The organism is Citrobacter sp. Cpo148, assembly GCF_030332375.1.
In the GTDB taxonomy this organism is placed as follows: domain Bacteria; phylum Pseudomonadota; class Gammaproteobacteria; order Enterobacterales; family Enterobacteriaceae; genus Citrobacter; species Citrobacter portucalensis.
Genome location: NZ_JAOWHY010000040.1, coordinates 1 through 24648, shown reverse-complemented (window position 1 = coordinate 24648; position 24648 = coordinate 1). Strand labels below are relative to the sequence as shown.

Below are 24648 nucleotides of genomic sequence, written 5' to 3'. Positions count from 1 at the left end.
GTTTTTGTATTTGCTTGTTTTACTAATGTCTGGGTTCATTATGATGCACGGATCGTTTTCCTTTGATAGCGACTCTCCTCTTCTTATATCAGGACAATCGCAAATGTCTGTATTTTCATTTGTATGACAAAATCAAATAATCCCCTAATCAACATGCATATGCAATACCCATGTTTATTTATTTCGGACTTGCTCACATTTTTATATTGAAAACAACAGTGTTATTAACACCTTATAAAATAGTTTCGAATGATTACTACCTTCGTCACTACCATTATTAAAAATGTTATTAAATAACCACTTATGGGTATTTATCTTGCTCTTAAGTATATTTATCTGGCATTGAATTTTAATTAAAAGATTACAATAGTTACAAAACCATAAATCATAATTACTTTATTCACTGAAGCGATTCAGTTTACATATTTTATTTACACAGCAATGTAGCCTTCCCGCCATAAATATAAATCAGGTTTAATGAACCAATCAGGAATAGCAATGAACGAATATTTTATGTTTGCCCTGGCACTATCTCCTTTACTACTTATGGTATTTTTAATACTGAAATTAAAAATGCCCATCCATTATTCCGTACTGATTTCTTTGGTATTCACCGCTGCACTATCGGCAATATTCTGGGAAATGCCCGTACAAAATCTGAAAGCCGCGATAGGCTATGGCGCACTGAAGGGACTATGGCCGATCGTGATTGTGATCCTCGGCGCTATTTTCAGTTATAACGTCATGCAAGCGACCAAAGCACTGGATATTTTGCGCGATATTCTCGCCAGCATTAGCGAAGATAAGCGTATTCAGGTGCTGCTGATTTCATGGTGTTTTGGTGGATTTCTTGAAGCCGCAGCGGGCTATGGCACGGCGGTCGCTATTCCGATCGGCATTCTCATTGCGCTGGGATTCAACCCGCTGAAAGCAGCGATTGCTTCTCTCGTGGCGAATACCGTTCCCACCGCATTCGGCGCGGTCGGGATCCCGGTTTCTATTCTGGCTGAACAGGTTAATCTGCCGGTTTATACCTTAGGCGGAACCATTATTTTGCAGCTCGCGCTGTTTAATATCCTGCTGCCGTTTGTGATTGTCTGCATTATTGGCGGCGGCCTGAAAGCCATTCGTGGCGTATTTCTGATCACGTTGATTTGCGGCATTTCCACGCTGATTCCGCAATATTTTGTCGCCATTCATCTTGGCGCGGAATTACCCGCTTTTGCCGGTAGCCTGGTCAGCCTGTTTGCCGTGGCGATGGTCAGTCGCCTGCGCAAAGGGAAAACCGATCCCGAGTGGCGCATTGAGGTCAGCCATACCCGCGAAACCACGCCGCGCTCGGCAAAAGTGCTGTTCCGCGTGGGCTCTATCTATCTGTTTATTTTTGTGTTTATCCTGCTGTGTTCGCCGCTGTTCCCGACAATAAAAGGCGCGGCGTCCCAACTGGCTTCGGTGCTGCATTTCACGTTGGCTGACGGTAAAACGATGGCACTGAAAGTTGAATGGGTGACCACACCAGGGATGCTGATCATCTTTGCGACCATTATCGGCGGTTTTATTCAGGGGGCGTCCGCACGCGGGATGCTGGAAGTATTTATCAAAACCATTTTCCAGCTTAAAAACTCTATCGTCGCAATTATGGCGATCGTCGCGCTGGCCACGGTGATGGACCTCAGCGGGATTATCTCCACGCTGGCGCAGTCGATTGTCGATCTGACCGGCAGCTCGTACGTCTTCCTCGCCCCGGTGATTGGCGCGCTGGGCACGTTCGTTACCGGCAGCGATACCAACTCGAACATTCTGTTCGGCAAGCTGCAAACCATTGCTGCCAGCAAGTTGCATATCGATCCTAACTGGCTGGCGGCGGCCAATACCTCTGGCGCTACGGGGGGGAAAATGATTTCGCCACAAAGCATCGCCATCGCGGTTTCTGCCACCAAAATGGACGGTCAGGCCAACCAGATTATGTCTGGCACCATGAAATACTGTTGCGCCTACATTGTGATCCTCGGCTTAAAGGTTGGTCTCTTTTATTACTGGTTTATGGCGTAAGCCATTGTCAACCCCGTCAAATTCGCGGCAATCGTATTTGACGACACAGTGACCAAAAAGGTTTACACCGCCCCAGGAACGGAACAAGGTGACAGGCTTTACGATTTGTCGGCGCTGACTAAAATAGCGCCGATGTTTCAAATCGAGGATTGTTGTTATGTTGTTCTGGAAAAAGATGGTGAAGAAGTTCGACGCCTTTTCCGCGTTGATTCCACCACGCTACTTCCGCGTGTAATACCTGGCGCTTATGCCTGATGGCGCTTCGCTTATCAGGCCTACATTTCACACTCATTTGTAGGCCTGCGTTTCACGCTCATTTGTAGGCCGGATAAGGCGCGAGCCATATCCGGCAGCGACAGCAGCGAAAAATACTCACCCCTTCCTCTTACGCAGACCGCATGCTCTTAACACCGCCACCCACAGACGAAGCCATGCGAAACGGTAGACCAGAGGATGCTGAAGCCGCAGCAATGTCAGAAACATAGAGCCTCCTCGTGGCGCTACAGTACCGCTGCCCGATAGCGAATTTGCGGATCCATTATCTGGTGACGCGCATCTATCAGCCGCAGTTCATACGAATCATGCTCTTTCGTCAGTCGCATCACCGCATCGACGACACTGGTGGTCCGCTCCAGCGCCTGCTTGTCCTCATAACCATTGAGCAGTGAAGCCAGCATCACGCTGCAAATCAGATCCCCAACGCCCACCGGCATTTTGGCAAAGGTATACAGCGGCCGGGCAATGTGTAACGTCTGTTCCGGCGTCACCAGCAGCATTTCAAACGCCTGTTTGTCCCGCGAACAGTCGCCGAGATGCTTCACCAGCACCTTCTTCACACCCCACGACACCAGCTGCTGCGCAGCTTCCACCACCTCGTCAAAACCACGCAGTTGTCTGCCCGTCAGCACGCCCAGCTCATAGAGATTCGGCCCCATGATGTCGGCCAGTTGAATGGCATCATCGACAAAAAAGGACTCTACGCCCTGCGCGACAATGCAGCCTTTTTGCGGATCGCCCATCACCGGATCGCAAAAATAGAGCGCCTGCGGATTACGCTGACGAATGGTGGTGACCGCGTGCTTCACCTCTTCACAATGGCGTTTATCCCCGAGATACCCGGACAGCACGGCGTCGCATTGCGCCAGCTTTTGCAGGTCATCCAGCCCGCTGATGATGGCGCTCAGCTCGCCGTGCGGCATCGCCATGCCCTGCCACATCCCGTACTGGGTGTGGTTGGAGAACTGTACGGTGTAAAACGGCCAGACATCGATCCCCGAAAGCTGCATCGGCAGCACAGCGGCTTTATTTCCGGCATAGCCATAAACGACTGACGACTGAACAGACAACACGTTTTTCATTTTGACTCCGTCTAACGAAACGTTGGCAGCAGACCAAATACGTCCAGAACAACCGTCAGATAGACAACCGCTCCACAGACAATCACCAGGTTAAGCACGGTGTTATTACAGGGCGCGGTATAGCTGGCGGTCGGAAAACGTTTCCGCGCGGCTTTCACCAGGAACGGCGGCAGGATCACGCTCCAGATGGTAAAGGCCAGACCGGCGTAGCCAATCGCGTGCACAAAACCGTTCGGGAAGAAGAAGCACACGGCGGCTGGCGGGAAGTAGGTCACCAGCGCGGTTTTCAGGCGGCCCATGCCGTCATCCGGGAAGTGAAACAGGTCGGCGATATAATCGAACAAGCCAAGCGTCGCCGCCAGCAGTGAACTGGCTACTGCGAAGTTGCCGAAGAAGGTCAGGATCAGATCCATATACCGGCTGGTGAACAGCTCGCTGATGGCCTCAACAAACACGTCGATATTGCCGCCTTTGGCGATAATTGGCGGGAACGCGGAACGGCTGATGTTACCCATCGTGACGCCCAGCCAGAAGATATACAGCAGCAGGGCAAACAGCGTACCGATGATAATCGAACGCGTGATATTCGGGACCCCACTCTTGCCATACAGCTTGACCAGGCTCGGCACGTTACCGTGAAAACCAAACGAGATAATACAGAACGGCAGCGTCATCAGAATGTAAGGCAGGTACTGTGAGTTGGGCAGCGCCACCGCCACGCTGTCGACAAGTTTCGCCACTTCAATATGACCAACCAGCCCGGAGAAAGTAGCAAAGAACGCGATAAACTTACCGATAATCAACACGGTAGTGATGCGTCCGACCAGCAAGGAGCTGTACCAGGCAATCGCGCCGACCAGCATACTGACGATCACCACCGAGATATTCGCCGGAAAACGCACGCCGCTGTATTTGAACACGGTTTGCGCCATCACCGCTGACGATCCGGAAATATAGGCATAGGTCAGAATATACAGCACAAAGCCGAAAGCGATACCGACAACGATATTCCACTTACGGCCTAATAAATCCTGAGTAAAGGTATTAAAACTGGCACCGGCGCCATAATGCAGGTTGACTTCAACCAGCATCAGACCGGTTAATAACATCATGATGGCGATAAACAGAAGAATAACAGACGCACCGGGGAACCATACGCCGGCCATCGCAATCGGCAGGGAGAACATCCCGCCACCCACTACGGTCGCGATAACCAACATGGTTCCGCTAATCAGTCCGGGGGTACTACTCTGTCGCTCAATGGCATTAATATCCATGATAAATGTTCCTGTAGACTATTCGTTATAATTACAGCTGTCATTTGTACATCATGCGGATAATAAAAATGTCGGAGTCAGGGTTTACTTTTTTTAGTTATGTCACGGTAACGGGCACCGCAAAGGCTTCCTGTTCATGGAAAAGGAATACAAAAAAGCCCCATCACGTGATGGGGCCATAACTATTTTTTAGATGTAATCAAAGCGTGCAGTAAAGAAACGCAACTGCTTCGGCTCGTAAATAAACTTCAGCCCGCGAATATCTTCTTTGTGCTGGTAAAGTTTAATAATACCGTCAGCCACGACATCCATATGCGCGTAGGTATAAACACGGCGTGGAATAGTCAGACGCACGGTTTCCAGTTTCGGTCTGTGGTGTTCACCGGTCACGTTATTACGGCCCGCAGAGATAATTCCGCGCTCCATACTGCGCACGCCGGTTTCCACATAGATGCTGGCGGCCAGACTTTGTGCCGGGAACTCGTCCTGCGTCAGATGCTCGCAGAAGCGACGCGCATCGAGGAATACCGCGTGACCACCCACCGGTTCAACAATCGGTACGCCAGCGGCTTTCAGCTTATCGCCCAGGTAGCGAACTTGCTTCACGCGGTGCTCGATGTACTCGTACTGCATGGCTTCGCGCAGGCCAATCGCCATCGCTTCCATGTCGCGTCCGGCCAGGCCGCCGTAGGATGGCATACCTTCGTAAACCACGACTAACTCTTTGGCAGAAGAGAACATTTCGTCATCGTTCATGCACAGGAAGCCGCCGATGTTCACCAGACAGTCTTTTTTACCACTCATGGTACAACCGTCGGCGTAGCTGAACATCTCATGCACGATCTCGGCGATGCTCTTGTTCTCAAAGCCCTGCTCTTGCTCTTTGATAAAGTAGGCGTTTTCTACGCAGCGGGTAGCGTCGTAGAACACTTTAATGCCGTGCGCTGCCGTCAGTTCACGCACCGCACGCATGTTCGCCATCGAGACCGGCTGCCCGCCCGCGAGGTTAACCGTCACCGCCAGGCAGATATACGCAATATTCTCTGCGCCTTTTTCATCAATCAGTTTTTGTAATTTTTTAAGATCGATATCACCTTTAAACGCAATATTCAGACCGGCATCGTGCGCTTCGTCACGAACGATATCGACAAACACCGCACCATTTTTTTCCTGGTGATAACGAGTGGTAGTGAAATACATATTCCCGGCAACATATTGCCCTGGTTTAATAGCCAGTTGCGATAACAGGTTTTCTGCGCCACGCCCCTGGTGAGTCGGAACAATATGTTTAAAGCCGAACAGTTCCTGCACGGTTCTTTCCAGATGATAGAAGTTCTCGCTGCCCGCGTAAGCTTCATCACCCATCATCATTCCGGCCCACTGCTTGTCGCTCATTGCGTTGGTGCCACTGTCGGTCAGCAGGTCAATATAAATATCTTTCGAATTTAACAGGAAAGTATTGTAACCCGCTTCCTGCATTTTCTTAAGGCGCTCATCACGCGGGATCATAGATACAGTTTCAACGCTTTTAATACGGAAGGGTTCTGCCGGATAATTCATTTTGTTTCTCCAGTAACAGTGGTCATGTACGTATTAATGTGAAGTAAATCATACCTGGTTCATCAATAATGTCTGATGAAATATAACTATTCGCCTCCTGAGTCAGGGGGAGAAATAATGTGGAGGCACTATGCAAGATTTGATTGATTATGGAAATAGCCCGGTCAACATTAATCACTGGCAATAATTTAAAAAGCTGTAAATGTGAGTGATGCAAATCACACGTCATTTTTTTACCCGTTCATATTCAACGAGTTTTTTTTGCGTGTTGAATTGCCCTTCACCGTTGCATGTCACTGGAGAGGGAAAATACTGAAAACTTAACTTTCCAGGCTGTTCTCATAATGTATTGCTCAATGAGTACACCCCAATTTGTGAGAGTCGGATCACTTCGCGGGTTTAAATTTGTGATTCACATCACTAAAAGTGTAAAGCAAAGTGTACAATTAAGCGTTGTTTCAGAGTTTGCTATTTGCTTCAGTGAGTTAGATCGCATTTTTGGTCTGATGCCGACAGGCGTTGTTTTCTGGAGCGTGGGGATATTCAGGCGCGTGAAAGATAATGAATAAATACGATTAATAATACCGGATTTATTGGGATGAAGGCGTTTTCTATTTATTCCAAAAGCATGCTATTCGCGCTTATTTCATCTTATTTACATCTGGGCTTACCGAAGATCACTGGGGGAATTTACAGGGGTTTTATTAGCTAGATACGAAGGTGTGCTAACACCTGCGCATCGCTAATCACAGTAACTATTTATATAAACGTATAACAGGAGGGACATCATCCCTCCTGTTCTCGCGATAATTATTTCACTAACGCGGATATATCCTTGAACAGCGAATGGGTTATTTCTACACCGTCACGAGTTGTACGCATACGGGAATGATAGCGACGCTCGCCCGGCAAACGCGCTCCTTGCCGCTGCATATCGGCAAAGAGTCTCTCGGCACGTGCCAGATGCTGCGGAGCCTCCCGTCCCAGAAAGCGGGCCGTGTCCAGAGCCAGAATCAGCTCGCCACCATAGGGCAACCCGCCCGCCCCTTTATCCCACGCCAGCGATTCCGCGCTGGTCATATCGCCGATGAGCGGTCCGGCAAGCAGTTCCACCATTGCCGCCAGTGCCGACCCTTTATGCCCGCCAAACGTCAACATCGCACCGTCGAGGATCGCCTGCGCGTCGGTGGTGGCCTGACCGTCACCGTCAATCCCCCACCCTTCCGGCACCGCTTTTCCCGCCCGTTGATGGAGTTGGATCTCTCCCCGTGCCGCCGCACTGGTGGCCATGTCGAAGATAAACGGGGATTTTTCTTCACGCGGCCAGCCAAATGCTATTGGGTTAGTGCCAAAAAGCGGCTGCGTCCCGCCTGCGGGAGCAACCCACGCATGGCTGGGCGTCGTCGCCAGCGCCACCAGCCCTGCCTCGGTGAGCGGCTCAACGTCGGCAAACAGCGCCGAAAAGTGCACACAGCGGTTAATCGCCAGGGCTGCAATACCGCTGTGGCGCGCCTTTTCTATCAGCAGTGGAAGCGCGCGCTCGAATGCCAGCAGGGAAAATGCTCCACCGGCGTCCACCTTCACAATGGCCGGCGCGGTATCGGTGATAACCGGCTCAGCGTCAGGTGACACCTTTCCTTTACGTCGCGTCTCCACAATCCCCAGCAACCGCCACAAACCATGCGAGGCACAGCCATCACGCTCACCGTGGGTCACGTTGGTCGCGATCGCCACGGCATGCGCTTCACTGAATCCGTTCCCGCGCAGCACCTTATATGCCAGCGCATAAGCCTCTGTTAACGAGAGGTTTACCATCTCCATGACCGACTCCTTTACTCTTCTTCATCACCGGTAAAGTTAGCCCGCGGCAGACAGGTTCGCTCACCCCAGTAGTAAATTCCCAGCGACATCACCGCCACCACCACCGTATCCCACGGATGGCCAATCACCCCTGTGCCCCCAAAACTACCCAGCCAGGAGAAGAGCATAATCAGCGCGTAGAAGGCGATAAGCCACAGAGACGATTTCACCTGCTGCGCCAGACTTACGGTGTGTACCGGCACTTTTGATTTGCAAAGCACATAGACGACAAACATCACAATCTGCAGTCCCAGTAGCCATGACAGCGTGCCCCAGCCAGACCAGAATACAATCAGCGCCGAAATCACAAACGACACCGGACCGATAATCCCGAAGGCACGCACGCGGAATGGGCGCGGCAAATCCGGTGCATTACGACGCAGCCCCGCCGCCGTGACAGGGGCAATGGCGTAGCTCAGTACCAGCGCCGCCGACACCACGCTTATCAGCTGTTCCCATGACGGGAACGGCAATGTCCAGAAGATAGACAATGCAAAGGTCAGCCACAGCGCCGGACGCGGAATGCCAGACTCTTTATCGATGTGGGTAAACGTCTTAAAGAAGGTGCCAGCTTTCGCCCAACCATAAATCACGCGCGGCGTGGCGTTCATGTAGATATTGCCGGTACCACTTGGGGAGACAATCGCGTCGCACACCACCATAAACGCCAGCCAGCCCATACCGAGCGTAATGGCGATATCCCGGTACGGCAGCGAGAATTGCTTGCTGATCTCCGCCCAGCCGCCACCCAGCATATCGGTAGGAATACTGCCAAGAAATGCCAACTGCAACAGCACGTAAATAATCGTCGACAGCACCACGGATAAAATCAGCGCCACCGGAATGGTACGCTGCGGATTCTTTACTTCACTCGCCACAGAAATAATTGGCGTCAACCCCAGGTAGGCGAAGATGATCCCACCGGCGCTAATCGCAGCCTCAACGCCCGACATACCAAAGGGTGCAATTCCCTGAACGTGCAGGTTCTCAGGTTTGAAAAAGGTAAAGAGCGTCACAACGACCGCCAACGGCACCAAAAATTTCAGAATACTGATGATGTTATTGGAACGGGCAAACGTTTTTACACTGTAGTAATTCAGCCCGAAGAACAAACACAGCAGCAAAAACTGCACTACCCATCCCAGCAACGTTGGGTCGCTTGAACCAGTTTGAGTCAGCATCGGGAACCATGCTGCCGCATACTGCCGCGCAGCAACAATCTCTATGGAGATGAGGCTTGAAAACGCAATCAACGTAATAAATCCAAGCAGATACCCCATCAACTCACCGTGGGAAAAGACCGGATAACGGATAATCCCCCCGGCACGAGGCAGTGCCGCGCCCAGCTCACAATAGACAATCCCTAACAGCAGAACGGCAATCCCACCGATGACCCACGAGGCAATGCCCGCAGGTCCGGCAATCGATGCCACATGGCTTGCGGCAAACAGCCAGCCGGAACCGAAGATAGCCCCAAGCCCAATAAACGTCAGGTCGGTTAGCGTTAGCTGCTTTTTAAATTTACCCACCTCAGCAACGCGGGCCTGTGTTTGGTGCGTAGAGTGAATCGTCATGGTCATGCCCTTCAGTCAACAGAGGGGGAAATGGCTTCCCGGGTCCACTGCCCGTTAATCAGGCGCAGCAGGTTCAGAGGGTTGTCATCCTGGACAGCAGGCGGAAGCAGCGCGGCAGGCACATTTTGCAGGCATACCGGGCGTAAAAAACGGTCGATGGATTGCGTCCCTACCGAGGTACCGCGAGCATCGGTGGTGGCAGGCCACGGACCGCCGTGCACCATGGCATCACAGACCTCGACCCCGGTCGGATAACCGTTAAACAAAACGCGTCCCGCTTTTTCAGTGAGGGCTGGCAGCAGGCGCTGTGCCAGCGGCCCATCATCAGATTCGGCGTGCACAGTAGCCGTCAGTTGGCCCGGAATCACGCGCAAAATGGACTGCAACTCCGCCTCATCGGCCACCTCGACCAACACTGCCAGCGGGCCAAACACCTCCTGCTGTAGCAGTGGATCCTGTTCCAGCAGCAGCGAAGCCGGAGCCTGATACAACCGGGCCTGCGCGCGGCCGATAACCGATTCATCAGACCCTGCCAAACGCTGAATATGAGGATGTGCCTCAAGCGCGCTGACACCCTCTTCATAATGGGCAAGCGTCGGGGCATTCAGCATGATCTGTGCCGGTGCCTGGTCAACCGCGACCTTCAGCGCCTGCGTGAAGCGGGACATACCCTCGCCGCGTAAGACAAGGATCAGCCCCGGCTTGGTACAAAACTGCCCACATCCCAAAGTGAAAGAGGACACCAGCTCATTGGCCAGCGTTTCTGCCCGCGTGGCGACGGCCTGCGGCAGAATAATCAGCGGGTTAATGGCCGACATTTCCGCAAAGACGGGGATCGGCTGCGGACGCTGCTGCGCCAGCTGCCAGAGCGCCTTACCGCCGCGCAGCGAACCGGTAAAACCCACCGCCTGAATCGCCGGATGGCGAACCAGATCCGCGCCAATATCGGTGCCGAAAATCATGTTAAAAACGCCCGCAGGCAGGCCAGATGCCGCGACCGCACGCACAATCGCCTGGGCAGTCAATTCCGCCGTCGCCATATGTCCGGGATGGGCTTTCACCACCACCGGACAACCCGCCGCCAGCGCGGATGCGGTATCGCCTCCTGCCGTAGAAAAGGCCAGCGGAAAATTGCTGGCCCCGAACACCGCCACCGGGCCAAGCGCGGTCAGATACTGACGCAGATCCGGACGCGGCAGGGGCTGGCGGTCAGGGAGTGCGGTATCAATACGTACGCCAAAGGCATCGCCCCGACGTAGCACCCCGGCAAACATGCGCAGCTGATTACTGGTACGGGTGCGCTCTCCCTGTAACCGCGCCAGTGGCAGCGCCGTTTCCTGGTGGGCTATGGCGAAAAAATCCTCGCCGAGCAAATCCAGCTCGTCGGCAAGGGTGTCGAGAAAGCGGGCACGCACGTCTGGCGCTGTCTGTGAATAGACAGGAAACGCCTGGTCAGCCGCCTCCGCCGCGGCGGCGGCCTCCTCATGAGAGGCCGGGTAAAAATGGTATCCGGTCAGCTTGCCGTCAGCGGCACGCAGGCTTGGCAGCGTCGCCTCACCGCTTGCCACGCGGCGTCCGGCGATAAACTGCTGACCCGAAACAGAGAGAGGTAGCGTCATCATCACTCCTTTACTTAAAGGCCAACATCCGGCAGCTGTGGACGGGTCGCCAGCGCCTTCTCAACAATCGCCACCACTTGCGCACGGGTATCCCCTTCCAGCGCCAGACGCGGTGGACGGGTAATGGCGCTGCCACGCCCCAGCAATTCTTCACAGAGCTTGATGCACTGCACCAGATCCGGGCGCGCATCCAGATGCAGCAACGGCATAAACCAGCGGTAAAGCGCCATCGCTTCCTCATAACGCTGTTGTTTCGCCAGGCGGAACAACGTCTCCCCTTCACGCGGGAAGGCGTTCGACATTCCGGAGATCCAGCCTTCCGCCCCAACGGCAATGCTCTCGACCACCACATCATCCAGCCCAGCGAACAGCACAAAGCGGTCGCCAACAGAATTACGCAGGTCGATAAAACGGCGGGTATCGCCGGAGGAGTCTTTGAAACAGACGATGTTGTCGCAGTCGGCAAGCGTCGCCAGGATGTCCGGCGTCACGTCGTTTTTGTAAATCGGCGGGTTGTTGTACACCATGATAGGCAGGTCGGTAGCCGTAGCCACACTGCGGAAGTGGGCCGCTGTTTCATGCGGTTTTGAGGAATACACCAGCGCAGGCATCACCATAATACCGTCGACGCCCACGCGCTCTGCCTCTTTCGCCATCTTCTGTGCAAACGCGGTGGTGAATTCGGCCACCCCCGCAATGACTGGGATCTTACCGCCCGCTGCATCTTTCGCTACTTCGATGATCTGCAGCTTTTCCTGCGTGGTCAGAGAGGTGTTCTCCCCCACGCTGCCGCACACCACCAGGCCAGAAACACCATCCTTGACCAGGTTTTTCATCACCGTATGGGTGGCATCCAGATCCAGGGAATAATCGCTACGAAACTGGGTGCTGACTGCCGGGAATACACCGCTCCAGTGAATGGCTTTCTTGCTCATGTTCGGTTCCTTGTCGTCAATTTGTTAATTTAAAGTGAATGAATGGTGAATATTCACTGACAGATTGACGTTTCAGGCGACCGACTGCTTGGTGGTTTTCTTCCTCTTTGATGACGAAATTAGCACAGTGAGTGTGTCTTACCCGGCAAGCGTAATGCGAAAATCACGCGGCGTAGAGCCCGTCATCGCCTTAAACTGGCGGCTAAACGCGCTGTGATCGGTATAACCGCACTGCAACGCAATATCGGTAATCGGCGTATCGCCCGCCAGCAGTTCGGTGGCTTTTTCCAGCCGAACTTTGTGGATCATCTGGCGCGGAGTGAGATGAAAAATACGCTTACAGTAGCGCTCAATTTGCGCCACCGACATGCCGCTCAGGGCGGTTAGTTCTTCCATCGCGATGGGACGGTGATAATGGTTGCGGATATGATCGTCGACGATCGCCAGCCGCTGCCACGCCGGGTGACGCGCCTGCGCTTCCTGCAGATCGTGTGAAATCCCTGCCATACCGATGACCTGGCCCTGCGCATCCCGCAGCGCCAGCTTCTGGGTCAAACACCAGCCGCGTTCACGACCGTTGTAGAGATGCATTTCCAGCTGATCGCGCAGCGTTACCCCTTCGCGCAGCACCCGCATATCCTGCTCGGTATAGCCCAGCCCAAGCGCTGAAGGGAAAACATCAGCAGAGGTTTTACCCAACAGAGAAACCACCGTCTTAAACCCGCAGCGTCGTGCCAGGGTCATATTGACCATTAAATAGCGGGCCTGCACATCTTTGATAAAAAAAACCACATTCGGAATGGCATTGAGCAGCGGCGCAATCAATGCCATCGCATGGAGCAACGTCTGGATATTGTCCGGACGCTGACGCGCCAACCCCTCACATATCTGGCTAAGTTCAGCCACTTCAGGCACCGGCGACGGGGCCCGCACATCATTAATCACACAGGACATCACGCTTCCTCCCGATTAGTGATCTGAATATTTATTAACTTTTTGTTAACCTAGCAAGCATCCTTACTGTGTTTTGCGATCCTGCCGTAGATTTATAATTTCCCCTTTTCCAGCCACTGGCGCAGTTGCCTATTTTGGTTTACCACGTCACTAACAAAATGATTAATAACAAATAAATATGATAATGCCTTAACGATGACAGCGGTCATTATGCTGATTTCGTCATTTGCGGTGACGAAAGCGATCAAGCCGGGACGCAAGGCTTGCGTCAGCATTTAGCAACAAAACATTAACTTCCCGGAGATCCTATGACAGCACAGTACAGTGAACTGAGAGTGATTGATTCTCACACCGGCGGTGAACCCACTCGCCTGGTCATCGACGGCTTTCCGGATCTGGGAACGGGGAACATGAGCGAGCGTCGGGAGCGTTTTTCCCGCGACTACGACGACTGGCGTAAAGCCATTATTCTTGAGCCGCGCGGTAACGACGTTCTGGTCGGTGCATTGCTCTGTGAGCCAGTTTCGCCACAGGCCACGGCGGGAGTCATCTTCTTTAACAACTGCGGCTTTCTGAACATGTGCGGTCACGGCACCATCGGGCTGATTGCCTCGCTGGCATGGCTTGGGCGCATTCAACCCGGTAAACATCTGATTGAAACGCCGGTGGGCAATGTGACCGCCACGCTGCACGAAGACGGCAGCGTCTCGGTCGAAAACGTACCGGCCTACCGCTGGCGTAAGCAGGTACAGGTTGAAACCGTCCACGGTACGGTAACGGGTGATATCGCCTGGGGCGGCAACTGGTTCTTCCTCGTCAACGATCATCCGTTCGCGGTCTCGCCGGAAAAGATCCCTGAATTGACGGAGTACGCATGGGCAATCCGTGAAGGGTTAGATCGTGCAGGCATTCGTGGCGAACATGACGGCATTATCGATCACATCGAACTGTTTGCAGAAGATGATCGCGCGGACAGCCGCAGCTTTGTACTCTGCCCCGGTAAAGCCTGGGATCGATCGCCCTGCGGCACCGGCACCAGCGCCAAACTGGCCTGTCTGGCAGAGGACGGAAAACTCAAATCCGGAGAATCCTGGCGGCAGGCGAGCATCATCGGCAGCGAATTTACGGCGCATTTCGTGCCGCATGGCGACAAGATCGTCCCGACGATCCGCGGAGAGGCATGGGTCTGTGGTGATAATAAGCTGATCCTCAATCCTGAAGATCCGTTCCGCTGGGGGATCTCGCTGTGATCGAAAGTGACGTCATCGTTATCGGTGCCGGGATTATCGGGGCCGCCTGCGCCTGGCAACTGGCCGCTCGCGGACAGCAAGTCACGCTGGTCGATGACGGCAATGCGGGCGCGACGGCGGCGGGTATGGGTCACCTGGTGTGCATGGATGACGATCCTGCGGAGCTCGCACTCTCCGCCTGGTCTCTGGAGAGCTGGCGCAAACTGACGCCCCGGATGCCGGAAAGCTGTGCCTGGCGCGGATGCGGCACGCTGTGGCTGGCGGAAACGCCGCAAGAGCTTGCGCTGGCAGAAGAAAAAAAACAACGAATGGCACAATACCAGGTTGTCAGTGAAATGCAGACCCGCGATCGGCTTGCCGCACGCGAACCGCTGCTCACCGCCGGACTCGCTGGCGGGCTGTGGGTCCCCGGCGACGGGATAGTTTACGCCCCAAACGTCGCCCGCTGGTTTATTAACGATGTCGATTTAACGCACCTTCGGGATAGCGCCCTCTCTGTTGATGCCCCTTACGTCACCCTACACAGCGGCAAACGACTGCGCGCGCGCGCCATCGTCATCGCCAGCGGTCTGGGTGCCAACACGCTGCTGGGTGAAAACTGGCTCAGACCCAAAAAAGGTCAGTTGGCGATCACCGACCGCTACGGCCCCTTGCTCAGCCACCAGCTGGTAGAGTTGGGATACGGTGCCAGCGCCCATGCAGGCGGCACCTCAGTGGCATTTAACATTCAGCCACGCCCCACCGGACAGTTGCTGATTGGCTCCTCCCGCCAGTTTGATAACACCGACCGCGAGGTTGACCTCCCTCTGCTGGCACAGATGCTGGCGCGAGCGCGCCATTTTTTACCCTCTCTGGAGACACTAAATATCATCCGTTGCTGGAGCGGTTTTCGGGCGGCATCGGCTGACGGCAACCCGCTGATTGGCCCACATCCTGCGCGTCCGGGTATCTGGCTGGCGCTGGGACATGAAGGACTCGGCGTCACAACCGCGCCAGCAACCGCCGAGTTACTTTGCGCCCAGATCCTTGGCGAGCGCCCGGCGGTGTCCCCGGATGCCTGGCTTCCCGCTCGCCTGCACAAGCAGGAGGCCATCGCATGACAACCCTGAACGTAATTATCGACGGCCAGAGCTGTGAGGTTCCCGTCGGAATGAGTATTGCAGCAGCACTGGCCCTGGTGGGCAACGGCGTGACCCGTCGTTCGGTGAGTGGTCAACTGCGCGCGCCCTTCTGCGGAATGGGGGTGTGCCAGGAGTGCCGCGTCACGGTGAACGGACACCGGGTGCTGGCCTGCCAGACGGAATGCCAGCCCGAAATGGTGATTGAAAGGAGCCATCATGCAAAGCGTTGACTGTGAGATCCTGATCCTTGGCGCAGGGCCAGCCGGGTTGTCGGCGGCACTAGCTGCCGCACGCTGTGGAAAATTGGTGATAATCCTTGATGACAACCCGCGGCCCGGCGGGCAAATCTGGCGCGACGGGCCGCAGGTCTCGCTCCCCCGGCACGCCAGACGGCTTCGTCAGGCGGTAGCTGAACATCCCAACATCACACTGCTGAGCGGTGCCCGGCTAATTGCCCGCCCCACCCCACATTCCGTAGTCTTCGAAACCGCAGACGACTGCGGCGAAATCCGCTGGCAGCGGCTGATTTTATGCTGCGGCGCCAGAGAACTCTCGCTGCCTTTTCCCGGCTGGACACTCCCCAATGTGACGGGGGCCGGAGGCCTGCAGGCGCAGATAAAACATGGCCTGCAACTCAAGGGGGAACGCGTGGTCATTGCAGGCAGCGGTCCTCTTCTGCTGGCGGTCGCCAGTACGGTGAAACGCGCTGGCGGGAATATTGTCGCCATTATCGAACAGACCCCGATGACCGCACTGGCCCGTTTCGCAACCGGGCTATGGCGCTGGCCTGAAAAATTGCGTCAGTTCGGCGAGCTCTTTCCAGCCCGCTATCATCCGGCAAGCCAGGTCATCCAAGCGCAGGGTGATACCTGTCTGCAGTCAGTGACCGTGCGCCACCAAGGGCAAACCCGGGAGATCGCCTGCGACAGGCTGGCCATTGGCTATGGGCTGGTACCGAATATAGAACCTGGCGCAATCTTTGGCTGCAAAACAGAAAATCAGGCTATTTGGGTCGATGCGGATCAACGCACCAGTGTGCAGGACATCTATGCGGCAGGAGAATGCACCGGCTTTGGCGGCAGCGAGCTGGCGTTAGCCGAGGGAGAAATTGCCGGCTATGCCGCCGCAAATTGTCCGCAAAAGGCCCAAAGCGCCATCTCCGCGCGCGCCCGCTGGCAGCGTTTTGCCCAGGCGTTGCATACGACGTTTGCGCTGCCGGAGTCGCTAAAAGCCGCGACCACCGCGGATACGCTGCTCTGCCGTTGTGAGGATATTCGTTGTGGCGACGTGCAAAACGCCGAAAGCTGGCAGGCGGCAAAGCTCGCCTCACGCTGTGGAATGGGGGCCTGTCAGGGGAAAGTCTGCGCCACCAGCGCCCGCTGGCTGTACGGCTGGCCGCTGCCGCAGCCGCGCGAACCGCTTTCCCCCGCGCGTGTCGACACGCTTATCCATCTCGCAAAACCAGAGGGGTGATGGTCAGGTATAAAGGCGCCCACTGGCGCCTTTTTTGATGTGGTGTATCCGTAGACCGTTTCGTCAAAGGGAATAATTTTTATCTTCACCCATATCTATTTCGCTCTGTGTATTGGGAACCGAGCGTCCTATTTATGCCAAACATTCAAAAATATAAAGGAAATGTAATTCATGGTTAAAATATGATAAACCCAACACTTCAAATTACCGATATTGCTTTTATTAACAAGCAGAAACAAGCATAACACCCCAGGAAATAACCTTTTCTTTTCGTATAGTTAGAAAAATAACACTTACTAAAGCAAGGTTTTTTATACCCCCCCCTATGAATGAGCATGAATAACTTAAAAATAATATGGCGAAAAAAGTGTTTTATTTAATCTGCGAATTCGATAATGAATATTGTTTTTAGTGTTGGCCGAAATAGACACAGCAACGCTTGATTAAGTGATATTTTGCGAGCATCATCGCAATTATTTACCCGAAAATGAAATCAATGACTTCCAGTAAATCCCTGCAACAGGCAATTGCCGACATCACCATCTGGCGTAAAGGCGAGCAGCGTGCGCCGCACAAGCCTCTGCTGCTGCTTCATGTGCTGGCGGGGTATCAGCAGGGTCACGGTCGCCTGTTTGACTACGGGTCGGAAGTTCGCGACCCGTTGCATAGCCTGCTGGAGCGATTTGGGCCACAGCGCGCGCAGTACCGCCCCGATATGCCCTTCTGGCGCTTACAGGGAGATGGGTTCTGGGAGCTACAAAACTCCGAGCATTGCTCAACATCCGGCAGCAGCAAACAGCCCCCCGCCGGAGAACTGGTGACGCATAACGTTGCCGGAGGCTTTGATGAACAACATTTTGCCCTGCTGAAAAAGAGCAACAGTCTCATTAACACCCTGGCGCAGCAAATTCTCGAGGCTCACTTCACCGAAAGCATCCAGGAAGAGATCGCGGATGAACTGGGGTTTGATATCCTGCAAATCCGCAAACAGCGGGACCCATTGTTCCGCCAGCAGGTTCTGCGTGCCTATAACTATGAATGCGCCATTTGTGGCTTCAATATGCGCCACGACAGCACTTCGGTTGCCCTGGAAGCCGCCCATATCAAATGGAAACAGCACGGCGGCCCGTGCGAGATTTCAAACGGCCTAGCGCTGTGTGCAATTCATCATAAAGCCTTTGATAAAGGTTCGATTGGGCTGGATGAGAGTATGCGAGTTCAAGTGTCGCCCGCAGTGAATGGCAGCGGTATGGTGGGCAGACTATTCTGGGATTTCGACGGTAAATCGATAGCGCTGCCGATGATGCGCGAGAATTATCCAAAAGAAGGATTTTTGGAATGGCACAGAAAGGAGGTGTTTAGGGGGTGAGTGCGAAGGCCGGACTCGAATTTCAACGTTAATCTACTGAATTATAATAAATTAAAAATCTATACATTATTGATGTATACTCAGTTGTATACTCAATTATTATCCACTTCAAAAACCAGACAGTAATGAATCTACAAAATCACGCGAAGTACTGCAACCTAACGCGGTTGTACCCCCCAGACAAAGAAAGCTAAGTAAAGTTGAACTTCTTTTCTAATAGCTTGTTATAAATGTTTTTTCTCTCCGTATATTATTGTATATCTGAACTCCTCATTCAAGGGACTCTAAGGAATAAGAATGTCAGACTCAACAAACAATAGCTATGGTGGAATACTTCGCCTTGGAGCAGGATTCAGCATCGTTCTAATGACGCTCACTGCCATTTTTATCTGGTTTTATCTAACGTGGATTGGCCGTCTAGATATATTCCTTCAAGCTGTCACTTTTAACGAGCTGTTCTCCTTCTCTGGAATAATATTCTTAAGTAGCATTATATTGTTCTGTGGCGTACTGTTTCTACCCTTTTTGTTAGGATGCCTCGTTATACATGGCAATCAAAATAATGCCAAGTCAAAGCGAAAGAAAGTACTTCAAGCATTTATTTATGCTGGAAGCTCTTTTCTCTGCATAACATTTGTTGCTTTAATATCTTTGTTTGATATAGACCCAGGAGAATTTACTTTCATAGCCTTGATGTTATTGACTGGCATTATTAGTGTTTTTATTACATTTATTCTTCAGAGAAAAAGCATACACACTCATCTGAAGTCACTAAACACGATAACAAAAATAAAAATTCTACTATTAGATTACTCAATGAAACCCTTTCTACTGGGGATCAATTGCTGGCTAGTAGTCTTCCCTATAACACTATTGAGCAAATTCTTACACGTCGAAAATGGAATGGATGACTACCAGCAGACCTCGTTATTCCTTGTGTATGGTACATTAGTAATAGTAATCAATATATTTCCATGCATCTTTTTTTTACGACAAGATTTCTCTAGAGGATGGTTTAAACCTCTGAGAAATACTACAGGTGTTGTTTTCGCTTTATTACTACTGTCATCAGCCTTCATGCACGTCATTCCGTTACTGATTGTCAACATGGCATTTCGGATGACTGGGATGACGATCATGGAACCAGTTACAATTTCTATCAAAACGGATGAAATTCCTTCTGAAATGCTTCATAGCAGAGGATGGAAGTATCAGCTCTCAGAGGATAAAAAATTTAGCTTAGTATCAGGAGTTATCTTTTTTTCATATGGCGGAGTTTATCTTGTCTGTCCTAAAGAAACGACAAAAAAATTCCGTGAAAGCATAATCTTCGACATACTGTCTGAAGAAATAGAAAAAAAGGCTAGAGAAGAAATAAAAAAATCAGCCCAGCAATGTATTGCAGTGGATAAAAGTGTTTTAAACTTTTGAACCCATGTTTTGTAAACTCTCAAACCTTATGCATACACCATAACAGGCAGAGTAATCTGCCTGTTATGGTGAGCATATTAAATTCTATGAAATTGGTTAATCAAGGTTACTTGCTTGAGCTGCCAAGCTTGTCGTGCCCGCAGGATATCTACAACTTGAAGATAATGTGATTACTCCTGTCAACTAAACCCTCTGCGATCAATACGAACCAGCTCATACTTTTCCACCAGAAAATTCACGGCATCGGCCAAAGATATACCGGCATCGATATGTTCCTGAATTACCGTTTCATCACTGAATGGTGTATCGTTGAGTGTCAGGCCATAATGTTGTTCCAGCAGGCGTGCAAGCAGCATTTGCCAGACTGCCACGGGCGACAGACATAGCGTCGCCGCCTGCGGATTTGTTGCAGGTAGAGTTTTCATATTTGCTCTCGTGAAAGTAATTAGCGCTGAGTGGGGTAAATGGCGATGTATACGTAGCCGCAACTGCCAAGGGTGTCGGCTTCGCAAGTAAAACCGTTGTGGTACAGGGTGACACAGTGGGCATGGCGAGGATTCATTTCACCAGTGGTCAACATCGATTCCATCTGGCTGATAAAACGTGGGAATACTTCATCCAACTTCAAAGATTCTGCGTTACTGAATTCACCGCTAATGCTGGCCCGGTCAGCCAGATAGTGCAGTCGGTTTCCCTCCTGTACCAGACGAGCGCCAAAGAAAGGTGTCACATTACGATTCAGCCCCCACTTGAGAAATGAATCGTTCTCTGAGTCAGTAGATTTCATTGCAGTACCCTCATATCCAGCCTCGCTCTGCAAAAGACACAATTCCATCTGATCCGATAACCAGATGATCGAGAGTGTTCACATCAACCAGTGCCAGCGCTTCTTTAAGCCTGCCCGTAATGTTGCGGTCACATTGGCTGGGCTCCGGGTCACCGGATGGATGGTTATGCGCCAGCACGACAGCTGCAGCATTGAAGCGAAGCGCTGACTTCACTACCTCTCGAGGATGGACCTGGACATGGTTAATCGAACCGGCAAATAGTGTTTCACTCTCCAGTAAACGGTGCTGGTTATCGAGATAGAGCACCATAAACACTTCCCGCTCCTGTCCGGCCAGCTGTAGCCGAAGCCAGTCACGAGCAGCAGTACTGGAGGTAAAGGATTTGCCGGGCTGACGCAGATATTTATCCAGTAGATTGATAGCGCGGCGAATGGTGCGTTGGGCATAGGGGGTTAATCCGGCGGTCGCAGGGAGCAAATAACCATGCGGGGCCATAATCAGTGGAAAGAGTTCAGGCTGCGTTGACACCGGGGATAATGCGGTATTCATGTCAGGTATTCCTCAGTCGATGAGATGCATAATGGCGCTGCATTCCGGATGGATTAGCGCGTAGTCGCGTAAGAGATAATAGTGTTCAGTCATCGCGTCACACTCGGTGCGACAGGCGTGGTGGTTGTAAGCCATCAGACAGGCGACCATCCCTGCAGCTTCACTGGTAAGCTCTGCGCCATTGCCATTCATGCTGTTGAACAATGTCCACTTCTCATCGTGCTCTGACTCGGGAGCCATAAAAGCGCCGCCGTTGCTGAGCGTCGAAAAGCGCCAGATACCACCGTGGTAATCGGCACACAGCCGCTCCATCCAGGCGAAAATGCGAGGTTCAAGGGTTATCCATTGTGGGATGGAACCAAAGTGCTGCGGCCAGAAGCCGATGCGTAACTCGTCCGGGACCACTGAGGCAGTAATTGCGGTAAGCTCCGCGAACTGATGATTTTGTGTATTCATTAAACTATCTCCTTATGCCGGAAGGGTTGTTTAACGCCCGAAAAAATCGAGCATGTTTTCTGCCATAACCCACAGGGCGCGATTGAGCTTCACATCGCCATCAATACCGGTAACAGCACGGGTGCGGCTGCTTTTCCCCTGAGCGGTTCGCCCTGGCAATCCACCTTTCATCAGGTTCTCCTGCACGCGCTGGTATACGGTCCACAGGTCATCGCTGTAGTCCTCCCGGCGACGTGGGGTCAGCAACTGCGATACCGTGACCGGCTGGTGGTTTTCACCAAAGCGATACTTCAGCGCGGCATTCGCCAGGGCGTTACGGGCTGGTTCTGGCAGTGCCAGTGACTGCATTGCATCGCGCTTCTCCTCCACCCGGTCAAACACACCGAGCACTTCGTAAGCCCCTTCAATCACCTTCTCAACAACATTCCCTTTATGTGGTACCCGCACTTCGCCGAATGACTGTCCGCAGACCAGTCCGTTGGTACAGACGCCACGAAACAGTCCCGGAAGCATCTGATAGCTCGAGGTGCCGTCATGACTGTTGAGCAAAATGATTTCCGGTACCTGATGCCCGGTCAGTTGACTGGCACGACGCAGGCGAAGCATGTGTTTGGTGTGCTCCCGCTTGCTCTGGTCGCGGACCTTCGTCTGGCAGGCAAAGAACGGCTCAAAGCCTTCACGCTGCAGGCTTTCGAGAATGGTGATGGTCGGGATGTAGGTATAACGGTCTGAACGAGATTCATGCTTGTCACTCCCGAACACGCTGGGTACATGACTCATCAGCTCTTCATGGGTCAGAGGCCGGTCACGGCGTATCTGGTTTATACGACCAAAGCGGCTGGCTAATCGCATAGCTAACTCCTTATCTGATAATGAATTAAAAACAAAAAGGCCATGTTCCCGAAGGAGCATGGCCTGTTGCTATCTGGTGTTGGTATGTTGTGGGGTGGAGAGGTCTGAAATGTAAGTAACTAATCGCTGTAGTGTGTGGTCCGGCATTCACTGAGGTCAGACAGCTCTTTTTGCGTATTCTTCAGCCCCGGACTGAAGGAGCCAACTTTATTATTGTTGACGTAAACATCGAAATTGGACGACTGACCCAGCGCGTCAATAAATGACACCCAGGCATTATCACCATTTCGCCAGCCGAGGGATGAAGGTAACGGATACTGGCTGCTATCCATGACTACCGTTATTTCTGTCCCGTCGTCATGAGAGCTTATTGATGTCCCATCAGGCAGGGTGAGATCAACACCGTGTTGCAGAATATTCTGCGCATCCGGATTGCCAGTACAGTTCAGATTAAACACCACCTTATCCGGGCTGGTAATGATATATTCGGTCACGCCCATCCCAAAACCACTCGTCCACATATTGGGAATAGCCTGTGCTGTTGATACAGAAGCCAGCATAGCTAATGTAACTATTACGTAAGGCAGTCGCATAATGTTGTCCTAAAATCATGTAATAAAGCTTTTGTTGTGCAAAACAATAAAGAAATGAATAAATAGTTGGGTTATTTTATTTGTTTGTAGCGAAACGCTTCTTTCCCGGCATAAATCCCGACGAGATCGTCATAACGAGGGTCCTTTTTATTCGGGCGGAACGTTACGTTCATATCGGGACTGCACATATCCTTCATGGTCAGATTGAATTCTTTACCTGGCGTAATGGTATACCCTGTTGCCACATCATCTTTACTGGGAGTGATCCACCCCCATATGCCACCCGGACAATCTCTGGAAGGTTTCGAGCGAACAACAATAAACCATCCCATTGAATCCACTTCCGTCGCTGTACACAGTTTTCTGACCTGTCGGTGGGCATCACACCAGAATATATTCCCACTCTTATTATTCACTGCCGCAGGCAGGAACCCGCTATAAGGACGTGCTGCGTGAGAATTACCTGCGATAAGCAGGGGGAACAACATGACTGGCAGTAAAGAAAATAATTTCAATTTTTTCATTAGATTAACCTTACATTCAATTATGGAGACTATCTCTAATCAGTGTGTCCGGATTGCCCCCGACTTTCTGATGGAGAAAATGAATTCAGCGACTGCTGAATAAAATGGAAATGAGGTAAGGCAGAGATAAAATGTTTATCTTCCGACAGCTGATAGAGAAGCTCACTGCGAATAAATGTTTCCCGGGATGGCCTTACCAGATGAATCTCATCCAGCCGGAAGACACGTAATTGCCTGTTATGTTCAGCGACCAGATACCAGTAACCATCCAGGGCGATTAGCCGGTAAGGTGCAACGGCCTCATGACGCTCCCCTTCAGTCAGAATGGTGATGCGCTGACATCCCGAAATAGCTCTGACCAGCCTGTAGAAGCAGAGTTTTCCTGCCGGGGGATGAGGTCTGTCCTGATGCCATACCAGACAGGGTCGATCATCACAGTCCAGCAGGCTGCTGACCAGTCGCCGGTCAAAGCCCGGGAAAACCCCGGCCAGCCCCGTGCGGTGAGCAAAGGTCAGAATATCTATTTCCTGCCGCGTACTGTGAATATCTGAGCGCAGACTGCACTGCCCCTGGTAATAATCCAGGTCGAGATACATCAGACGTTCCCGAAAGTCACGACGTAACGTGCGCTCTGACACCCCGAATTCAGTTGCCAGCTTGCGAATAAACAGAGTTTCACCGGACACCAGGCGGCTGATAATCAACGACAACCTGACGGCAAGCCGGTCATGTCGCCGCTCCTGAAGCGTCATGAAAGATTTCTCCTGAGAAGTTAACTCTATGAATTAATAATGATTACTTTAAAGGAAGGAGTGGACAGGGTATGGACAACATCGGAACTATTTTTTATGAGCAGTCCAGCCTTGTAGGCGCTCGTCTGACAGATAATGATGCTTCGCCTGATTTAATTGATGATAAAACGCAGTGGAAAGGACGTGTCCACAATCAACACATCATTAACAACCAGTTCATCATTCGCAGAGAAAATTGCGATATCAGAAGAATATCCAGTCCCAGACGGCCCGTGCGACCGACACCACCGCATCACGCACG

The 24648-nt window shown here is 52.1% G+C and carries 23 protein-coding genes and 1 pseudogene; 8 read left to right on the top strand and 16 right to left on the bottom strand.

Annotation, left to right across the window (positions count from 1 at the left end; genetic code table 11):
* Window positions 1-498 precede the first annotated feature (498 nt).
* A complete protein-coding gene (locus OGY10_RS04365; RefSeq protein WP_057068974.1) occupies window positions 499-2052 on the top strand; it encodes an L-lactate permease in 1554 nt (517 codons plus the stop codon).
* A 500-nt stretch (window positions 2053-2552) separates the two neighbouring features.
* Here the strand turns inward: OGY10_RS04365 and pdxY are convergent, their stop codons facing one another.
* The 8 genes from pdxY to OGY10_RS04325 all read right to left on the bottom strand — a co-directional run bounded on the left by pdxY (window position 2553) and on the right by OGY10_RS04325 (window position 13189).
* Window positions 2553-3410, bottom strand: a complete 858-nt coding sequence (pdxY, locus tag OGY10_RS04360; protein WP_060682807.1) for a pyridoxal kinase PdxY — start codon at window positions 3408-3410, stop codon at window positions 2553-2555.
* A gap of 11 nt (window positions 3411-3421) precedes the next feature.
* Window positions 3422-4687, bottom strand: a complete 1266-nt coding sequence (locus OGY10_RS04355; protein ID WP_003830097.1) for an aromatic amino acid transporter — start codon at window positions 4685-4687, stop codon at window positions 3422-3424.
* 189 nt (window positions 4688-4876) lie between these two features.
* The gene (locus OGY10_RS04350; RefSeq protein WP_016155590.1) at window positions 4877-6247 is read right to left on the bottom strand and encodes a tyrosine phenol-lyase; all 1371 of its coding nucleotides are present in this window, start codon (window positions 6245-6247) and stop codon (window positions 4877-4879) included.
* Between the two features lie 810 nt (window positions 6248-7057).
* Entirely contained in the window at window positions 7058-8068 is a 1011-nt protein-coding gene (locus OGY10_RS04345) for an Ldh family oxidoreductase (RefSeq protein ID WP_191226459.1), read from the bottom strand.
* Window positions 8069-8079: 11 nt separating this feature from the next.
* On the bottom strand, window positions 8080-9681 hold the full coding sequence (locus OGY10_RS04340; RefSeq protein ID WP_048227169.1) for an APC family permease: 1602 nt from the start codon (window positions 9679-9681) through the stop codon (window positions 8080-8082).
* 11 nt (window positions 9682-9692) lie between these two features.
* On the bottom strand, window positions 9693-11300 hold the full coding sequence (locus tag OGY10_RS04335; protein ID WP_191227229.1) for an aldehyde dehydrogenase (NADP(+)): 1608 nt from the start codon (window positions 11298-11300) through the stop codon (window positions 9693-9695).
* A 14-nt stretch (window positions 11301-11314) separates the two neighbouring features.
* Window positions 11315-12235, bottom strand: a complete 921-nt coding sequence (locus tag OGY10_RS04330; protein ID WP_191226460.1) for a dihydrodipicolinate synthase family protein — start codon at window positions 12233-12235, stop codon at window positions 11315-11317.
* Between the two features lie 138 nt (window positions 12236-12373).
* Complete coding sequence (locus OGY10_RS04325) at window positions 12374-13189, bottom strand: AraC family transcriptional regulator (protein WP_008786078.1); 816 nt, start codon at window positions 13187-13189, stop codon at window positions 12374-12376.
* A 308-nt stretch (window positions 13190-13497) separates the two neighbouring features.
* Between OGY10_RS04325 and OGY10_RS04320 the strand changes: the two genes are divergently transcribed.
* The 6 genes from OGY10_RS04320 to OGY10_RS04295 all read left to right on the top strand — a co-directional run bounded on the left by OGY10_RS04320 (window position 13498) and on the right by OGY10_RS04295 (window position 19833).
* Window positions 13498-14439 carry a 4-hydroxyproline epimerase gene (locus OGY10_RS04320; RefSeq protein ID WP_191226462.1) on the top strand — a complete coding sequence of 314 codons (942 nt, stop codon included), beginning with the start codon at window positions 13498-13500 and terminating at the stop codon, window positions 14437-14439.
* Window positions 14436-15539, top strand: a complete 1104-nt coding sequence (locus OGY10_RS04315; RefSeq protein WP_191226463.1) for an NAD(P)/FAD-dependent oxidoreductase — start codon at window positions 14436-14438, stop codon at window positions 15537-15539. The genes OGY10_RS04320 and OGY10_RS04315 overlap by 4 nt, the downstream gene beginning before the upstream one ends.
* Window positions 15536-15790 (top strand): (2Fe-2S)-binding protein, encoded by a 255-nt coding sequence (locus OGY10_RS04310; protein WP_008786074.1) that lies wholly within the window; start codon window positions 15536-15538, stop codon window positions 15788-15790. The genes OGY10_RS04315 and OGY10_RS04310 overlap by 4 nt, the downstream gene beginning before the upstream one ends.
* On the top strand, window positions 15777-17033 hold the full coding sequence (locus OGY10_RS04305; protein WP_191226464.1) for an NAD(P)/FAD-dependent oxidoreductase: 1257 nt from the start codon (window positions 15777-15779) through the stop codon (window positions 17031-17033). The genes OGY10_RS04310 and OGY10_RS04305 overlap by 14 nt, the downstream gene beginning before the upstream one ends.
* Window positions 17034-17529: 496 nt before the next feature.
* Window positions 17530-18402, top strand: coding sequence for a phosphorothioated DNA-binding restriction endonuclease (locus OGY10_RS04300; RefSeq protein ID WP_191226465.1), 873 nt, complete (start codon window positions 17530-17532; stop codon window positions 18400-18402).
* 297 nt (window positions 18403-18699) lie between these two features.
* A complete protein-coding gene (locus OGY10_RS04295) occupies window positions 18700-19833 on the top strand; it encodes a hypothetical protein (RefSeq protein ID WP_286576345.1) in 1134 nt (377 codons plus the stop codon).
* Between the two features lie 182 nt (window positions 19834-20015).
* Here OGY10_RS04295 and OGY10_RS04290 read toward each other — a convergent pair.
* The 8 genes and pseudogenes from OGY10_RS04290 to OGY10_RS04255 form a co-directional block, all read right to left on the bottom strand.
* A pseudogene (locus OGY10_RS04290) lies at window positions 20016-20258 on the bottom strand (TA system toxin CbtA family protein); the annotation flags it as partial.
* Window positions 20259-20278: 20 nt separating this feature from the next.
* Window positions 20279-20620 (bottom strand): type IV toxin-antitoxin system YeeU family antitoxin, encoded by a 342-nt coding sequence (locus tag OGY10_RS04285; protein WP_047081510.1) that lies wholly within the window; start codon window positions 20618-20620, stop codon window positions 20279-20281.
* A 10-nt stretch (window positions 20621-20630) separates the two neighbouring features.
* Window positions 20631-21170: a RadC family protein gene (gene radC / locus OGY10_RS04280; protein WP_064360220.1), complete on the bottom strand. Its 540-nt coding sequence runs from the start codon at window positions 21168-21170 to the stop codon at window positions 20631-20633.
* Window positions 21171-21182: 12 nt separating this feature from the next.
* On the bottom strand, window positions 21183-21626 hold the full coding sequence (locus tag OGY10_RS04275; RefSeq protein WP_004104682.1) for an antirestriction protein: 444 nt from the start codon (window positions 21624-21626) through the stop codon (window positions 21183-21185).
* 30 nt (window positions 21627-21656) lie between these two features.
* Window positions 21657-22478: a DUF932 domain-containing protein gene (locus tag OGY10_RS04270; protein WP_286576342.1), complete on the bottom strand. Its 822-nt coding sequence runs from the start codon at window positions 22476-22478 to the stop codon at window positions 21657-21659.
* Between the two features lie 119 nt (window positions 22479-22597).
* Window positions 22598-23071: a YfjT/YkfB family phage-associated protein gene (locus OGY10_RS04265; protein WP_096002207.1), complete on the bottom strand. Its 474-nt coding sequence runs from the start codon at window positions 23069-23071 to the stop codon at window positions 22598-22600.
* A 71-nt stretch (window positions 23072-23142) separates the two neighbouring features.
* A complete protein-coding gene (locus OGY10_RS04260) occupies window positions 23143-23595 on the bottom strand; it encodes a hypothetical protein (RefSeq protein ID WP_072420579.1) in 453 nt (150 codons plus the stop codon).
* A 35-nt stretch (window positions 23596-23630) separates the two neighbouring features.
* Window positions 23631-24347 carry a helix-turn-helix transcriptional regulator gene (locus tag OGY10_RS04255; RefSeq protein ID WP_072420580.1) on the bottom strand — a complete coding sequence of 239 codons (717 nt, stop codon included), beginning with the start codon at window positions 24345-24347 and terminating at the stop codon, window positions 23631-23633.
* A gap of 71 nt (window positions 24348-24418) precedes the next feature.
* Between OGY10_RS04255 and OGY10_RS04250 the strand changes: the two genes are divergently transcribed.
* The coding region (locus OGY10_RS04250; RefSeq protein ID WP_286576339.1) for a hypothetical protein at window positions 24419-24648 on the top strand (230 nt) is incomplete at its 3' end.

Bases quoted from the DNA above. Each gene is read 5' to 3' on its own strand.
- OGY10_RS04275 (WP_004104682.1), bottom strand. From the start codon at position 21,626: ATGAATACACAAAATCATCAGTTCGCGGAGCTTACCGCAATTACTGCC.
- OGY10_RS04320 (WP_191226462.1), top strand. From the start codon at position 13,498: ATGACAGCACAGTACAGTGAACTGAGAGTGATTGATTCTCACACCGGC.
- radC (WP_064360220.1), bottom strand. From the start codon at position 21,170: ATGAATACCGCATTATCCCCGGTGTCAACGCAGCCTGAACTCTTTCCA.
- OGY10_RS04295 (WP_286576345.1), top strand. From the start codon at position 18,700: ATGTCAGACTCAACAAACAATAGCTATGGTGGAATACTTCGCCTTGGA.
- OGY10_RS04325 (WP_008786078.1), bottom strand. From the start codon at position 13,189: ATGTCCTGTGTGATTAATGATGTGCGGGCCCCGTCGCCGGTGCCTGAA.
- OGY10_RS04340 (WP_048227169.1), bottom strand. From the start codon at position 9,681: ATGACGATTCACTCTACGCACCAAACACAGGCCCGCGTTGCTGAGGTG.
- OGY10_RS04270 (WP_286576342.1), bottom strand. From the start codon at position 22,478: ATGCGATTAGCCAGCCGCTTTGGTCGTATAAACCAGATACGCCGTGAC.
- OGY10_RS04330 (WP_191226460.1), bottom strand. From the start codon at position 12,235: ATGAGCAAGAAAGCCATTCACTGGAGCGGTGTATTCCCGGCAGTCAGC.
- OGY10_RS04365 (WP_057068974.1), top strand. From the start codon at position 499: ATGAACGAATATTTTATGTTTGCCCTGGCACTATCTCCTTTACTACTT.
- OGY10_RS04260 (WP_072420579.1), bottom strand. From the start codon at position 23,595: ATGAAAAAATTGAAATTATTTTCTTTACTGCCAGTCATGTTGTTCCCC.
- OGY10_RS04265 (WP_096002207.1), bottom strand. From the start codon at position 23,071: ATGCGACTGCCTTACGTAATAGTTACATTAGCTATGCTGGCTTCTGTA.
- OGY10_RS04300 (WP_191226465.1), top strand. From the start codon at position 17,530: ATGACTTCCAGTAAATCCCTGCAACAGGCAATTGCCGACATCACCATC.
- OGY10_RS04285 (WP_047081510.1), bottom strand. From the start codon at position 20,620: ATGAAATCTACTGACTCAGAGAACGATTCATTTCTCAAGTGGGGGCTG.
- OGY10_RS04310 (WP_008786074.1), top strand. From the start codon at position 15,536: ATGACAACCCTGAACGTAATTATCGACGGCCAGAGCTGTGAGGTTCCC.
- OGY10_RS04255 (WP_072420580.1), bottom strand. From the start codon at position 24,347: ATGACGCTTCAGGAGCGGCGACATGACCGGCTTGCCGTCAGGTTGTCG.
- OGY10_RS04355 (WP_003830097.1), bottom strand. From the start codon at position 4,687: ATGGATATTAATGCCATTGAGCGACAGAGTAGTACCCCCGGACTGATT.
- pdxY (WP_060682807.1), bottom strand. From the start codon at position 3,410: ATGAAAAACGTGTTGTCTGTTCAGTCGTCAGTCGTTTATGGCTATGCC.
- OGY10_RS04345 (WP_191226459.1), bottom strand. From the start codon at position 8,068: ATGGAGATGGTAAACCTCTCGTTAACAGAGGCTTATGCGCTGGCATAT.
- OGY10_RS04305 (WP_191226464.1), top strand. From the start codon at position 15,777: ATGCAAAGCGTTGACTGTGAGATCCTGATCCTTGGCGCAGGGCCAGCC.
- OGY10_RS04335 (WP_191227229.1), bottom strand. From the start codon at position 11,300: ATGACGCTACCTCTCTCTGTTTCGGGTCAGCAGTTTATCGCCGGACGC.
- OGY10_RS04350 (WP_016155590.1), bottom strand. From the start codon at position 6,247: ATGAATTATCCGGCAGAACCCTTCCGTATTAAAAGCGTTGAAACTGTA.